10 protein-coding genes are annotated in these 14,938 nt (G+C 70.8%); 7 read left to right on the top strand and 3 right to left on the bottom strand.

What is annotated here, in order from left to right; genetic code table 11:
* Nucleotides 1-29 precede the first annotated feature (29 nt).
* From larB to BR98_RS02675, 4 genes are read left to right on the top strand one after another with little or no spacing between them, the layout of a single operon-like run.
* Nucleotides 30-710, top strand: a complete 681-nt coding sequence (larB, locus tag BR98_RS02690) for a nickel pincer cofactor biosynthesis protein LarB (protein WP_035839637.1) — start codon at nt 30-32, stop codon at nt 708-710.
* Nucleotides 707-1,900 carry a nickel pincer cofactor biosynthesis protein LarC gene (gene larC / locus BR98_RS02685; RefSeq protein WP_035839634.1) on the top strand — a complete coding sequence of 398 codons (1,194 nt, stop codon included), beginning with the start codon at nt 707-709 and terminating at the stop codon, nt 1,898-1,900. Before larB ends, larC begins: the two co-directional genes overlap by 4 nt.
* Nucleotides 1,897-2,754, top strand: a complete 858-nt coding sequence (gene larE, locus BR98_RS02680; protein ID WP_232247211.1) for an ATP-dependent sacrificial sulfur transferase LarE — start codon at nt 1,897-1,899, stop codon at nt 2,752-2,754. The genes larC and larE overlap by 4 nt, the downstream gene beginning before the upstream one ends.
* 31 nt (nt 2,755-2,785) lie before the next feature.
* A complete protein-coding gene (locus BR98_RS02675) occupies nt 2,786-5,197 on the top strand; it encodes a glycoside hydrolase family 95 protein (protein ID WP_051969229.1) in 2,412 nt (803 codons plus the stop codon).
* Here BR98_RS02675 and BR98_RS02670 read toward each other — a convergent pair.
* The 3 genes from BR98_RS02670 to BR98_RS02660 all read right to left on the bottom strand — a co-directional run bounded on the left by BR98_RS02670 (nt 5,189) and on the right by BR98_RS02660 (nt 11,288).
* Nucleotides 5,189-7,606, bottom strand: coding sequence for a SpoIIE family protein phosphatase (locus tag BR98_RS02670; RefSeq protein WP_035839631.1), 2,418 nt, complete (start codon nt 7,604-7,606; stop codon nt 5,189-5,191). The two genes, BR98_RS02675 and BR98_RS02670, sit on opposite strands and share 9 nt — an antisense overlap.
* A gap of 134 nt (nt 7,607-7,740) precedes the next feature.
* Nucleotides 7,741-10,104 (bottom strand): alpha-L-fucosidase, encoded by a 2,364-nt coding sequence (locus BR98_RS35950; protein WP_232247210.1) that lies wholly within the window; start codon nt 10,102-10,104, stop codon nt 7,741-7,743.
* 383 nt (nt 10,105-10,487) lie between these two features.
* Complete coding sequence (locus BR98_RS02660; RefSeq protein ID WP_083975900.1) at nt 10,488-11,288, bottom strand: FadR/GntR family transcriptional regulator; 801 nt, start codon at nt 11,286-11,288, stop codon at nt 10,488-10,490.
* A gap of 365 nt (nt 11,289-11,653) precedes the next feature.
* Here BR98_RS02660 and BR98_RS02655 point away from each other — a divergent pair, with 365 nt between their 5' ends.
* From BR98_RS02655 to BR98_RS02645, 3 genes are all read left to right on the top strand, one after another.
* The gene (locus tag BR98_RS02655; RefSeq protein WP_035839628.1) at nt 11,654-12,997 is read left to right on the top strand and encodes an ABC transporter substrate-binding protein; all 1,344 of its coding nucleotides are present in this window, start codon (nt 11,654-11,656) and stop codon (nt 12,995-12,997) included.
* A 65-nt stretch (nt 12,998-13,062) separates the two neighbouring features.
* Nucleotides 13,063-13,902, top strand: a complete 840-nt coding sequence (locus tag BR98_RS02650) for a carbohydrate ABC transporter permease (protein ID WP_157537331.1) — start codon at nt 13,063-13,065, stop codon at nt 13,900-13,902.
* Nucleotides 13,903-13,957: 55 nt separating this feature from the next.
* Entirely contained in the window at nt 13,958-14,863 is a 906-nt protein-coding gene (locus BR98_RS02645) for a carbohydrate ABC transporter permease (protein WP_083975898.1), read from the top strand.
* The last annotated feature ends 75 nt before the right edge of the window (nt 14,864-14,938 follow it).

Raw genomic sequence — 14,938 nt, 5'->3', positions numbered from 1 at the left:
CCGCACCGCACCGCCAGGAGCAGACCCCTATGCACCCCACCAGCGTCCACGACCTCGACTTCGCGCAGCTGGACATCGGCCGAGAACAGCGCCAGGGCCTGCCCGAGGTCGTCTACGGCCCCGGCAAGACGTCCGAACAGATCAGCGCGATCACCGCCGAGCTGCTGCGGCACAACTCCGGCCCGGTCCTCGTCACCCGGGTGGCCGCCGACACCGCCGCCGAGGTCCTGGGCCAGGTGCCGGGAGGTTCGTACGACGCCACGGCCCGACTGCTCGTCTGGCGGCCGGCCGCGACGCAGGACTTCGCACTGACCGTCGTCTCCGCCGGGACCTCGGACCTGCCGGTCGCTTCGGAGGCCGCGGCGGTCGCCACGGCCGTCGGACTGGCCGTCACCGCCGTGCACGACGTGGGCGTCGCGGGCCTGCAGCGCGTGCTCCGGATCCAGGAGCAGCTGCGGGAGAGCGACACGGTGATCGTCGTGGCCGGCATGGAGGGCGCGCTGGCCAGCGTGGTGGGCGGCCTGGTCGGCTGTCCGGTGATCGCCGTGCCAGTCTCCACGGGTTACGGCGCGTCGTTCGAGGGGGTGACCGCACTGCTGGCCATGCACGCCTCCTGTGCCGCGGGCCTGACCGTGGTCAACATCGACTCCGGCTTCGGCGCCGCGATGGCCGCGCACCGGCTCGCCTGGGTGGGGAGGCGGCGCGCGTGATCTGCTGGATCAACCCGTTCACCGGCCTGGCCGGCGACATGCTCCTCGGTGCGCTGCTCGATGTCGGAGCGCCGCTGGAGCAGGTGCGGGCCTCGATCGCCGCGACCGGACTGACGGGCTGGGAACTCGACGCCGTGTGGGTCAGGTCGCACGGTCTGACCGCGACGAGCGCCCTGGTCCGGGTGACGGACACCGTGACCGAGCGGCGCGCCGCAGAACTGATCGAACTGGCCACCGCCGCACGCCCGGAGCCCGTGGCGGCGCTGAGCGTCGCGGCGCTCACCGCGATCGCACGTGCCGAGGGCCGGCTGCACGGCGCCGATCCCGCCGACGTCCACCTGCACGAACTCGGCGGCCACGACGCCCTGGTGGACATCGTCGGGGTCGCCGCCGCGCTGCACGCCCTCGACGTCACGGAGGTGGTCTGCGCCCCACTGCCACTCGGCACGGGCCAGGTCCGCTCGGCGCACGGACTGCTGCCCTGCCCGGCCCCGGCCACCATGGAGCTGCTCAACGGCGCGGCCGTGACCGGCACCGACCTGCCCGGTGAGACCGTCACCCCGACCGCCGCCGCCCTGCTGCGCGCGGCCGGCGCACGCTACGGGCCGCCACCGCCGATGACACCGGTGGCGACGGGTTACGGCGTCGGCACCCGGGTCCTGGCGGACCGTCCCAACGTCGTCGCGGTCACGCTGGGCCGTCCGCTCACCTCGCCGGACCGGGATCGGTCGGAGGAGGACGTGATGACCCTGGAGACCAACCTCGACGACGTCACGGGCGAGGTCCTGGCCCACACGATCGCGCGGGCCCTGGAGGAGGGCGCGCTCGACGCCTGGACGACGGCCGCCGTGATGAAGAAGGGACGGCCGGCCCAGGTGCTGCACCTCCTCACCCATCCGGAGAACGCCGATCGGCTGCGTGACCTGCTGCTCGCCGAGACGGGGACGCTCGGCGTCCGGCAGACCGCGCAGACCCGGGTGGTGGCGCCCCGGCGATTCGGGTCCGTCGAGGTCGAGGGGATGCCGGTGCGGGTCAAGCACGGGCCGCACGGGGTCAAGGCGGAGTACGAGGACGCCGCGGCCGCGGCCCGCACCACCGGTCTGCCGCTGCGCGTCGTCGCCGAGCGTGCGCGGCGGCTGGCCGAGCAGGAGCTGTCCGAGAGTTCGAGGGAAGAAGTCGGAACACCATGAGCGAGCGTGAGAACGACGACGCGGTCCGGGCGAAGGCCGACGCGCTGCTGTCCACCGTGCACGAGATGGGTCCCGTCGCGGTCGCCTACTCCGGCGGCGCCGACTCCGCCCTGGTGCTCGCGGCGGGCGTACGGGCGCTGGGCGCGGGCGGCGTGCTCGCCGTGACGGCGGACTCCGAGAGCCTCGCGTCCGGCGAGCTGACCGCCGCCCGGGCGCTGGCCGACTCCCTCGGTGTGGCCCACCTCGCCCCGCGCACCGATGAGTTGAGCAGCCCGGGGTACCGTGCGAACGGCCCGGACCGCTGCTACTTCTGCAAGTCCGAGGTCCTCGACACGATCGTCGCCCTGGCCCGCGAGAACGGCTTCCAGCAGGTCGCCACCGGGACCAACGCCGACGACGCCGTCGACCGGTTCCGTCCCGGCATCCGGGCCGGGCGCGAGCGCGACATCCGCACTCCGCTGCTCGACGCCGGTTTCACCAAGGCCGACGTACGGGCCGTCAGCCGCCTGTGGTCCCTGCCGACCTGGGACAAGCCGGCCACCCCGTGCCTGGCCAGCCGGGTCAGCTACGGGATCCCCGTCACCAGCCACCGGCTGGCCCGGATCGACCGCGCCGAGACCGCGGTGCGGGAAGTGCTGGACCGGGCCGGGCTGCGCTCCGAGCAGCTGCGGGTGCGCGACCTCGGCGACACGGTCCGGATCGAACTCGACCTCGACGTGGTGGTCACGGCGGCCCGGCTGCCCGCCCTGTCGGACGCGGTGACCGCAGCGGGCTTCGGCACGATGCCGATGGCGGTCGAGGGTTTCGTCTCGGGCCGGCTCAACCACGAGCGACAGCCGGCGAGCGACAACTGACCGTCCCTCCTCACGATCGGACTGACACACTGTGCTGACGGACCACCACCAGAGCGCCACCGACCAACTCTGGTACCGGACTCCGGCCGAAGGCCTGCTGCAGGCGCTGCCCGTGGGCAACGGCCGGCTCGGCGCCCTGATGTACGCGGGCGTACAGACCGAGCGGATCGAGCTCAACGCGGACACCCTGTGGTCCGGTGGCCCCGGACCACGCGACCGGATCGGCGGCGCCGACCACCTGCCCGCACTGCGGGCGGCGGTGCTGAACGAACGCGACTACGCCCGCGCCGACGCGATAGCCACGGAGCACCTCATGGGGCCCGGCACCGAGGCGTACCAGCCCCTGGGCACCCTGCTGCTGGCCTTCCCGGGTGCCGAGGATGACCAGGCAGGCGACTACCGGCGGGCGTTGGACCTCGACCGCGCCGTGCACACCGTCTCGTTCACCGCGGGCGGCGTCCGCTACCGCCGGGAGAGCTTCGCCTCCGCCCCAGCGGGTGTGCTGGTCGTGCGCCTGACCGCCGACACCCCCGGAGCGATCACCTTCCGGGCGGGCTTCACGACACCCCATCAGGGCGCGTGCACGACGGCGGATTCCGAGGAGGGCCTGGCGATCCACGGTCGCGCGCCGGTGCGGCTCCCGTACGAGCCGGACGAGACCGCCCTCTACCAGGCGGACGAGGGCACCGGTTTCGCGGCCGCCCTGCAGGTGCGCACAGTGAACGGCCGGGTCGCGGCGGCAGCGGAGGCGATCGAGGTCGCCGCCGCCGACGAGGCGGTCCTGCTGATCGCCGTCGGCACCGGGTTCCGGGGCTGGCGGGAGCGGCCCGAGGGGGCCGAGGCCGCGCTCGCCGAGGCGCGGCGGTGGCTGGACCAGGCCGAGGGCAAGGGCTTCGACGAGCTGCTCGCCGATCACCTGACCGACCACCAGCGCCTCTTCGGGGCGGCCGGCCTGCGGCTGAACGGCCCGGAGAAGGCGGCCGAGCAGCCGACCGACGAGCGCCTCGCCGCCGCCAACGCGGGCGGACAGGATCCCGGACTCGCCGCCCTGCTCTTCGCCTACGGCCGCTACCTGCTGATCGCCTCCTCGCGGCCCGGCACCCAGCCCGCGAACCTCCAGGGCATCTGGAACAACGAGGTGACCCCGCCCTGGAACTCCAACTGGACCTCCAACATCAACATCCAGATGAACTACTGGGCCGCCGAGACCACCGGCCTCGCGCAGTGCCACGAGCCCCTGTTCGACCTCGTCACCGACCTCGCCGAGGCCGGGCAGGGCACGGCGCGGGCCTACTACGACGCCCCGGGCTGGTGCTGCCACCACAACGTCGACATCTGGCGCGCCACCCACCCGGCCCGCTGGGACCCGGTCTGGGCCAACTGGCCGATGGCCGGGCCCTGGCTGGCCGCCCACCTGTGGGAGCACCACCTCTTCCACGGCGACCGCACGTTCCTCGCCGAGCGCGCCTACCCGGTGATGCGCGAGGCCGCCCGCTTCCTCGCCCACCTGCTGGTCGAGGACGCCGACGGCAACCTGGTGACCTGCCCGTCGACCTCTCCCGAGCACCACTTCCGGCTCGCCGACGGCACGATGGCCGCCGTCTCGGCCGGCTGCACCATGGACTACTGGCTCACCGCCGAACTGCTCGAGACCACCGTCGGGGCGGCCTGCGAACTGGACGTCGACCACGAGCTCGCGGCGGAGCTGACCGAGATCCGGGCCCGGTTGCGTCCCCCGGCGCTCGGGACCGACGGACGCCTGCTGGAGTGGTGGGAGGACCTGCCGGAGGAGGACCCCGGCCACCGCCACCTCTCCCACCTCTACGGCCTCTACCCGGGCAGCGCCGTCGACCCGCTCACCGACGCCACCCTGCTGGTCCCGGCCCGCCGAGCCCTGGACCGGCGCCTGGAGCACGGTGGCGGCGGCACCGGATGGAGCCTGGCCTGGGTCGCCGCGCTGGCCGCCCGCCTGGGCGACGGCGCCCAGGCCGGTCACGCCGTCGAGCGCCTGCTCGCCACCTCCATCGCGCCCAACCTCTTCGACCTGCACCCGCCGCAGCTCTTCCAGATCGACGGCAACTTCGGGATCGCCGGCGCGATCGCCGAAATGCTGCTGCAGAGCCACAACGGCATCCTGCGGCTGCTGCCCGCACTGCCGCCGTCCTGGCCGGACGGCGAGGTGCGCGGCCTGCGGGCGCGGGGTGGGATCACCGTCGACCTGAGCTGGCGTCAGAACCGGGTCAGCGAGGCCGTGTTGCGGGCCGAGCGCAGCTCGACGGTGGACCTGTTCCTGCCGGAGCCTGCCGGCGCCCCCACGGTCACCGACCAGGCGGGCCGCCCCGTCGTGCTCACCGCCGTGCCCGGCGACCCGCGGCGCTTCCGGCTCCAGCTGCCGGCCGGCGACGTTTGGCGGTTCGTGTTCCCGCCGGAGGGTTCACAGTGAGCCGATTGCCTGCGAGCACCAGATCGTCTTGCCGTTGGTGCTGTGCCGGGTGCCCCAGCCCTGGGTGAGCTGGGCGACGAGCATCAGGCCCCGGCCACCCTCGTCGAAGATCCGCGCCCGCCGCAGGTGCGGGCTGGTGTCGCTGGCGTCGGAGACCTCGCAGATCAGCGAGGTGCCGCGGATCAGCCGCAGCCTGATCGGCGGCTGGCCGTACTTGATGGCATTGGTGACCAGCTCGCTGACGACCAGCTCGGTGACGAAGGCCTCCTCCTCGAGGCCCCAGGCGCTGAGCCGGTCGGCAGCGAACTGCCTCGCCTGCGCCACCTGCGTGAAGTCGGGCTCGACCTCCAGGACCGCGACGTGGTCGGGGGAGAGCGCGCGGGTGCGGGCGAGCAGCAGGGCGGCGTCGTCGGTGCGGTGCTCGGGGAGCATGGCTTTCATCGCCGCGTCGCAGAGGGCTTCCAGCGAGTCGGCCGGCTCGCTCAGGACTCGGAACAGCTCGGCAGTGCCCTGGTCGACATCGCGTTCGCGGCTCTCCACCAGTCCGTCGGTGTAGAGGGCGAGCAGGCTGCCCGCAGGCAGTTCGAGCTCGATGGCTTCGAACGGCAGCCCACCGATGCCGAGCGGCGGTCCCGGCGCGCCGGGGACCGGGGTCAGGGCGCCGTCCGGCGAGATGACCAGTGGCAGCGGGTGACCGGCGCTCGCCAGCGTGCAGCGGCGGGAGACCGGGTCGTAGACGGCGTACAGACAGGTCGCCCCGGACTCGCCGGTCGACTCGAAACGGCCTTCGGGCTGGAGGCCGTCGGGAAGGTGCATGACCAGGTCGTCCAGGTGGGTCAGCAGCTCCTCCGGCGGCAGGTCCACATCGGCCAGCGTGCGGACCGCCGTGCGCAGCCGGCCCATGCTGGCCGAGGCGTGCAGGCCGTGCCCGACGACATCGCCGACGACCAGGGCGACCCGGGCACCGGAGAGCGGGATGACGTCGAACCAGTCACCGCCCACTCCCGCACTGGCTCCGGCGGGCAGGTAGCCCGAGGCCACCTCGATCGCATGCTGGCTCGGCAGGCGCTGAGGCAGCAGGCTGCGTTGCAGGGTCAGCGCGGTCGTGTGCTCGCGGGTGTACCGGCGGGCGTTGTCGATGGCCACCGCCGCCTTGGCGGCCAGCTCCTCGGCGAGGATCAGGTCGTCGGCGGTGAAGCTCTCGGGCCGGTCGCTGCGGGCGAAGGCGGCGACGCCGAGCACGGCACCGCGGGCCAGCAGCGGCACGGTGATCCGGCCGGTCAGCCCCTTCGCGCCGAGCGTCCCGTCGATCACCGGGTTGCCCGGCGGCCAGTGGGCGGGGTCGGCGGCGAGCCCGGGGCCGAAGCCCCACTCACCGCCCGGGCCGGGTTCGGCGGCGAGCTGCACCGTCGACCTGCCGGCGGCCATGCACCGGACCGCGACGGAGTTCGGCGAGTAGTGGATCAGCGCAGGGGGCTCGGGACGCTCGTCCGCGTCCTTCTGCACGCCGTGCCGGCCGGCCCGCCTGAGCGCAACGGTTCCGTTGACGGTGAACGCCGCGAACAAGGGCGGCTCGTCCCCGTGCAGCACCTCCTCGAAGAGGTCGACGGTGACCAGGTCGACGAATCCCGGCACCGAGGCCTTGGACAGTTCCTCGGCGGTGCTGATCACGTCGAGGGCCAGTCCGATGCCGCTGCTGGCCTCGCCGAGCACGAGCAGGCGCTGCCGGGCCCAGTACTCGGCGCTCATGTCGAATCCCCAGTTGGCGACCGCGCGGACCCGGCCCTCCTTGTCCCGGACGGGCCACATGCTGGTGGCCCAGGCGTTGGCGTAGTTGCTGCCGAGCGGGCGGAAGATCGTGATGAGACGCGCGGGCACGCCCGTCCGGGCGACCTCGGAGAGCTTGTTGGTGTACGCCAGGCCGTCCAGTTCGGGGAACAGCTCGCGGTACTTCTCGCCGAGCACCTGCTCCTCGGAGTGCGCGATCACCGCGGACGCGGTGGCGTTGATCCACAGGAACCGCAGGTCCGGGTCGTACACGCCCAGGGCGAAGGGGCACTGCTCGAAGGCCCGGTCGGCGATCACGGGACGGCGGTCCCAGCGCTGGGCGGTCACCACCCGGCCCAGGTCCCGGCCGTCGGCGCCGTGCAGCGGGTGCGAGGTCACCTCGGCATCCACCGTGGAACCGTTGCGGTGGCGCAGGGCGAGCACGCGCGCCGGTCCGGTGTCGCCGCCGGTCGGGAACCCGGGCAGCGGATCGGCCAGCAGGTCCGCGACCGGGCGCCCGACGGTCTCCCGCGCCGACCACCCCAGCAGCAGCTGCCCGCCCTCGCTCCAGCCCCGCACCACACCGTCCGGGTCGACCACGACCGCGGCGGTGGGGGCGTCCTGCTTGTCGGTCGTCTCCACGCGACGCCTCCGTGCCGTGGCAGCCGTGTCCGCCGGAACGGGATTCCGGCGCCGTTTCCCAGCCTAGGACCGGTCCCCGCCGCACGCAGGAGGGCGCCACCGGCACTCAGCAGCCGGTGGCGCCCCCCGCGCTGCTAGCTGTTGAACACCTGCATGGAGTACAGCGAGTAGCTCCACTGCGTGGCGCGGGCCGTGCCGAGCATCCGCACGTAGCGTCCCGAGCCGGACAGACCGCTGATGTTCTCCACTCCGCCGTTGCCGCTGGTGGTGGAGTAGACGGTGGTCCAGTTGGTGGCGTCGTTGGAGACCTGGATCTGGTAGGCCGTCGCGTGGGAGAACTCCCAGTTGAGGACCACCCGTCCGACCGTCTGGGTGGACCCGAGGTCGACCTGGAGCCACTGCGGGTCGGAGAACTGGCTGGACCAGCGGGTGCTCTGGTTGCCGTCGAACGCGTTGGCCGCCGCCAGCGAGCTGTTCTCGTTGGAGGAGGAGCTGGCGGGTCGACCCAGCGCGAGGTCGCCGCCGGACAGGGACGGGTCCAGGAACGCGCGGTCGTAGACCTCCAGCGAGCGGATCGATGCCCACAGGCCGCTGTTCACACCACCGGTGACGGTGACCCGGACGTAGCGGGTCTGGGCGGTGAAGGTCAGGGCCTGCACCTGCGCGACGGTGGTGTTCCCGGTCCGGTCGGCGAGGGTCGACCAGGTGGATCCGTCGGTGGATCCGTCGATCCGGAACTGGTAGGCGTTGCTGGGCAGTTCCCAGGCGATCCGGGCTCCCGTGACGGCGCGCACCGAGCCGAGGTCGACCTGGAGCCAGTGCCCTGTGTTGCCGTCGGCGGCGCACCAGCGGGTGGAGGTGTCCCCGTCCACCGCGTTGGCGGCCAGGTTCCCGTGTGCGGTCTCCACGCTGTCGGCCGTGGCCGTGGCGCCGCGGGCGATGTCGGTCGGGACCACCGAGCGGTCGAGCACGATCGCCACGATCGTGTCGTCGGGGTAGCGGGTGCGGTCGATGCCCGTGACGGTGATGGCGTTCCCGCCGGCCGCGCTGAAGGAGAGCGCGCTCTTGGAGACCACGTCGTAGACCGAGGTGACCCTCGCGTCGCCCAGGGACGGGGTCGTGAAGCTGCTGCCGCCGCTGTACCCGGCCAGCAGGTGTGCGTAGACGGTCTGGTTGGCGAAGGTGAAGCCGTACTGGCCCTCCACCGGGTTCCACGGGCCGCCACGGGTGCTGTAGACGGCCTCGTGGTTGGCGCTCATGAAGCCGCCGACCTGGCGGAGCACCGCCGCCTGGGCGCTCGGGATCGTGCCGGTCGCGTCCGGGCCGACGTTGACGATCACACACATGTCGCGGATGAACGCGTTGACGAACACGGCCATGGCCGAGGAGAAGGAGATGGCGTTGTTGCCGTCGTACCCCCAGGTGGTGCCGGAGATGGCGAACGCCTTCTGGACCAGGCGGCCGTACCGGATCGGCCCGCTCGAGACGTAGCCCCCCTCCTCGATGTCGTAGTCGCCCACCCATCCCGAACGCGAGTTGGCCACCGCGTTCGGCTGGTGCTGGCGCACCAGGCCGGTGAGCCCGAGCGGCTTGCCGGTGCTCGGCTCGGTCTCGCCGTAGGCGGCGTCGACCAGCCAGCCGTTGTTGGGATCCCGGTATTGGCCGGGCTCCCAGAAGAAGGACCCCGAGGCGTCGGTGCCCTGCTGCGCCAGCCAGCCGCCGTCCCACCAGACGTCGTCGATCGCGCCGTAGTCGGTGACCAGCTCCTTCACGGACTGGTACACCTCGTTCTTCATGGTCCGGGCGTTCTCGTGGTAGTCGAAGGAGGTCGGGTCGGTGCCCTCGTAGTTCCACGGGTACAGGCTGTTCGGCAGCACGCAGTCGGAGGTGAGCGCGGGGCTCGGCGGCTTCGCGCCGCTCACGTCGTAGTAGCCGGGGTAGCGCCAGTCGATCGGCGAGTAGTAGACCCCGACCCGCAGGCCGGCCGCGCGCACGGCGTTCACGTAGCCCTTGACGAAGTCCGTGCCGGCGGGGAACGGGGTGTCGCCGGCGGTCCAGGCGTTGGGGTGGCCGCTGGGCCACAGGGCGAAGCCCTCGTGGTGACGGGTGGTCAGCACCACCTGGGCGGCGCCGAGATCCTTGGCCAACTGCGCCCAGGCGGCGGGGTTGTAGTTCTGGGACTGGCTGGCGAAGGTGCCGGCGTACTGCGACCGGTAGTCGCTCGGCTTGGTCTTAGCGGAGAACTGGTACCACTCGCCATGGGCCGGCGCGGAGTAGACGCCCCAGTGGATGAACATGGCCAGCTTGTTGTCACGCATCCACTGGATCTTGCTGTCCGGCTGCTGCCAGGTGCCCTGGTCCAGCTTCGGGACGCGCAGCGGGACCAGCGGCAGCGGGTCGCCCTCGACGACGGCGGCCTCGGCAGGGATGCTGCCGGGTCCGACGACGGTCGCGACGGTCGCAACGGCGAGGCCTACGAGCACAGTTCTGCGATTCACGGATCGTGACATGGATGCTCCGATGTCCTGGAAACGCGCACAAAGGGGGGCCACCGCGGTTACGTACATGTATCGCGGATGTTGCCGCAGCCTGTCAAGGTGCTGGACAGCGAGATGTCCGATGTTTCCGGGCGGTAATACCGCGGAGCCTGTGTCCGATTCGACTGGCTTCGACGCGGTCGGCCTCTCGCTCCAAGCGGCGAGCTCGCAGCTCTAGCGCGCTTTCGGTGCCTTCGCCCGCGGTTCGCGCAGGTTGTGGTGTGCCTCCGAGTGGCCCGATGTCCTCCTTCGAAGTCATCGGGCGGTCGGGTGATTCATCGGATCGATGTGAGCTGCAGACCTGCGTCGACGGCGCCACCTCGCAGCGGTGGCGCCCCGCGCCGCTACCCGAACAGGCGGCGCTGGATCTCCCGGCGGTAGTCCTCCAGCGTCCGGTCGAGGTGTACCACCGTGGCGGCGGCCGCCTCTTCCGGTCGGCCGTCGCGAATGGCCCGGTAGATCGCCTCGTGCTCCACGACCGCGGCCTCGGCGGCCTCGCCGAGCATGCCGTGGATACCGATGGCGCTGGACTGCCGCTGCAGTCGGCGTGCGTCGCGCACGGAGCTGAGCAGGAAGGTGTTGTGCGCGGCGGTGGCCACGGCCGTGTGGAAGTCCTCGTCCGCCTGGTTGAACACGTCGACCTGGCCGTGGACGACCCCGTGCCGGCACTGCTGCATGGCGACTTCGATGGTGCGCAGTTCGGCCGGGGTGGCGCGGGTGGCCGCGAGACTGCTGGCGGCGGACTCCTGCACCTTGCGGAACTCGAACAGCATGAGGACGTGGTCGAGGTCGACGGGGCGGAAGAAGCCGCCCCAGCGGCTGGTGATGAGCATGCCCTCGTCGTCGGCGACGAACAGGCCGCGGCCCTTGTGGGCCCGGACGCGGCCGAGCGCCGAGAGGATCTTCACGGCCTCCCGTACCACCGCCCTGCTGGTGTTCAGCGTCTTGGCGAGATCGTGCTCGGTGGGCAGCCGGTCGCCCGCCACCAGACGCGCCTCGGCGATGTACTCGAGGATCTGCTCCGAAACGATCTCGTAACCGGGCCGGTAGTCCCGCCGCTCCTCGCCCGAGCCGTTCACCGCTGCCGCGACAGCGGGAGCGGCCTGCGCAGGCAAGGCCGCTCCGGTCATGGGCGTGTCGTTCATCTGTCCTGCCTCCGGGGTCACTACGAGGGCGACTGATTGCTGTGAAGCCGGCTAATCGTACATCAGCTGGCCATGTGTCGTACTCATTAGGAAGGAAATTGACGACATGGATCCCGGTGACGAATCGGACATATGTGGACTCATCAGGCGTTTCTGCACTCTGCCAATGGCAACGATTGCGAAATCGGCCGGAAAAGTGCAGCACACATCTTGACGGTTCGGGCGATGAGGCGGCTAATTTACTCCAACGACGGCAGCGCAACGGCCGTCTCCGGTATTCGACGCCCGACCGGGACGGCCTGGCGTCGCCTTCCTCCCCCACCTCCCGATCCGTTCGGGCGCCTGCAAACCCAGTGGAGTCGCTCATGTTTGTCAACAAGCCTTCGGTGCCCAGCAAGAGATCGGTGCTGCTGGCCGTCTGTGCGGCCACCATGGCACTGGCCGTGTCCGCCTGTGGCGGCTCCACTGCCCAGAAGACCACCAAGGACGGCTTCGCCCAGGCTCCCCAGAAGGACGGCGCCCTGACCGTCTGGGTGGACGCCACCCGCCTGGACGCGGCGAAGCAGTACCAGCAGCTGCACCCGGAGGTGAAGCTGGACATCGTCTCCTACGACGGCGACGCCAACGGGTCGAACTACCTCCAGACCAAGGTCCAGCTGTTCAACCGCACCGGCAAGGGCTGGCCGGACGTGGTCTTCAGCTCGCAGAACAACGAGGCGAGCTGGGCGGTCGACGCCGGCTTCGCCGCGCCGCTCGACAAGGGCCTGATCCCGGCGGACACCCTGGGCCAGTTCGCCAAGGGCGCCAACGACGTCTGTACCGTCAACGGCACCGTCTACTGTCTGCGCAACGACCTCTCCCAGGCGGTGCTCTGGTACAACGCGCCGCTGATGAAGCAGTTCGGCTACCAGGTCCCCAAGACCTGGGAGGAGTACCAGGCGCTGGGCGAGAAGGTGGCCGCCGAGCACCCCGGCTACCTGGTGGGCGACGCGGGCGACTCCTACACCCCCGAGATCTACATGTGGGCGAGCAAGTGCGAGGCCAACCACATCACCGGCCCCAAGGCCGTTACCGTTAACACCACCAGTGACAGCTGCACCAAGATGGCCAAGCTCATGGACGGGCTGATCAAGAACAAGTCCATGTCCATCAGCGGCGTCTTCAGCACCGACTTCGGCAAGAACGAGGCCGACAAGGTCCTGCTCATGCCCGGCCCGGCCTGGTACGGCGGTGCGGTGTTCAAGGACACCCTCAAGACCCCCGAGAAGACGGTCGGCGTGGCTCCGATTCCGCAGTGGCAGGGCGACACCTCGCCGTCCACCGGCAACGTCGGTGGTGGCACCTGGCTGCTGTCCCAGCACTCCACCAACCTCAAGGCGGCCACCGACTTCCTGAAGTGGGTCACCACCGACAACGCCTACCAGGGTGAGAAGGCCCCCGGCTTCCCGGCCTACGCCCCGGCTGCCGAGAACTGGCTGAAGGCCCAGGACGCCTCCGGCTACTTCGCCACCAGCCTGAGCCCGCTCAAGGACGCGTCCTCCCAGGTGTGGTCGAACTGGGGTTCCGGCCAGTACAGCCAGGAGGCCATCTGGGCCGCCGACGTCAAGCCCGGCATGACCCAGGGTCAGAGCATCGCCTCGCTGCTCCCCGCCTGGCAGGCCTCGATCGTCAAGCACGCCGAGTCCTTCGGATACAAGGTCTCCTCGTGACGGTTGTCCCCTCTTTGGTCGGCTCTGCCCGCCGCCGCAGCGGCGGCGGGCAGAGCCGGGCCGGCATGGCATTCGTCGCCGGCTACGTGCTCCTGCTGATCGCCTTCGGCGTCCTCCCGACCGGCTACGCGATCTACTTCGCCTTCACCGACGGCGGGGGAAGCTTCACCGGCTTCTCCAACTTCATCTCCACGGCGCAGGACTTCCGCTTCGTGGACGCCATCGGTCACGTCGCGATCTACCTGGTGTTCTGGCTCCTCTCGCTGGTGGTCTTCGTGGTGGCCCTGGCGCTGCTGCTGCACCGCGTCTCCTCCAGCCGGGCCAGCCAGGCGCTGCGGTTCCTCTACTACATCCCCGGGGCGCTCGCCGGCGCAGCCAGCGTGCTGGTGTGGCTGTTCATGCTGGACCCGACGGTGAGCCCCGTCAGCTCGCTGCTGGGCGCACTGGGATTCCACACCTTTGGTGAGGTCATCGCTCCGGGCAACCTGCCGGTGCTGTTCACGATCGTCGCGTTCTGGACCGGGGCGGGCGGCTGGATCGTGGTCATGTACGGCGCGCTCAACAACATCCCCACGGATGTCATGGAGGCCGCCCGGATCGACGGCGCGAGCGCCTGGCAGACCGCCTGGCACGTGCAGATCCCCATGCTGCGCAAGTGGATCATCTACATGGTGATCCTGGCCTTCGCGGGCGGCGCCCAGCTCTTCGTCGAGCCCCAACTGCTCTCCCTGGCGAGCGTGGGCGTGGCCGGACGCGACTACTCGCTCAACCAGCTGACCTACGACTTCGCCTTCCAGATGAACAACATCAACGGCGCCGCCGCGGTGTCGATGGAGCTTCTGGTCGTCAGCGTGGCAGCCGCCGGTGTCTTCGTCGCACGGTCAGGATTCTTCGATGCCGACTGACACCTCCGCGAGTCCGGTCGCCGCCACACCACGCACGGAACGGGAACCAAGCCAAATGAGCCGAGCTTCACAGCGCGCGTCGCGGCGGAAGCGACCCCTGGGGCAGACGTCGTCCCGGCTGCTCGTCGGAACGGTACTGGCGCTGTTCGTGCTGTTCTTCGCACTGCCCGTGCTGTGGCTCGTCCTCGCGGCGACCAAGACCGATCAGCAGCTGGTCAACAACAACCCGCTCTCCTTCGGCTCCTTCGGCGCGCTCAAGGCCAACTGGGACGCGCTCACCGCCTTCCAGGACAACGCCGTGCTGCAGTGGCTGGGCAACTCCGCCCTGTACGCGGTGATCTCACTGGTCATCACGCTCTGCGTCTCCATACCGGCGGGCTACGCCCTGGCGATGACCGAGTTCCGCGGCCGGCGCGCCCTGCTGGTGTCGACCCTGGTCGTGATGCTCATGCCGAGCGCCACGCTGGTGGTTCCGCTGTTCCTGGAAGTCAACGCGGCGCACCTGATCGGCACGATGTGGTCGATCGTCCTGCCGTACTCGTTCTACCCGTTCGGGGTGTACCTGACGTACATCTACTTCTCGACCGCCGTCCCCAAGGACCTGCTGGCGGCCGCGCGGATGGACGGCTGCTCCGAGCTCGGCGTCTTCCGGCACATCGCGCTGCCGCTGGCGACACCGGTCATCGCGCTGGTGGGCTTCTTCAGCTTCGTCGCCAACTGGACCAACTACTTCCTGCCCTACGTCATGCTCCCCGAGAGCAACCAGATGCCGATCCAGGTGGGTGTCGGCAGCCTGCTCAGCAACGTGCCGCAGTTCAACCCGACTGCGGGCTCCCTCGGGATCGAGCGCCCGCAGCTGGCCCTGGCCACGCTGGTGGCCATCTCGCCGGTCCTGATCGTCTTCCTCTTCGCCCAGCGCTTCCTGGTCAGCGGGATGCTCGCCGGCGCCACCAAGGAGTGACCGCCGCCAAGGAGTGACACCACTCCCGGCCGTCGCGCCACAGGTCCGCCATCCCGCAGCACCGAACGGAGATCC

Origin of the sequence: Kitasatospora azatica KCTC 9699, from assembly GCF_000744785.1 — a bacterium.
Lineage (GTDB): Bacteria > Actinomycetota > Actinomycetes > Streptomycetales > Streptomycetaceae > Kitasatospora > Kitasatospora azatica.
The sequence above is the reverse complement of the archived record's forward strand: the minus strand, read 5'-3'. Positions and strand labels throughout refer to the sequence as shown.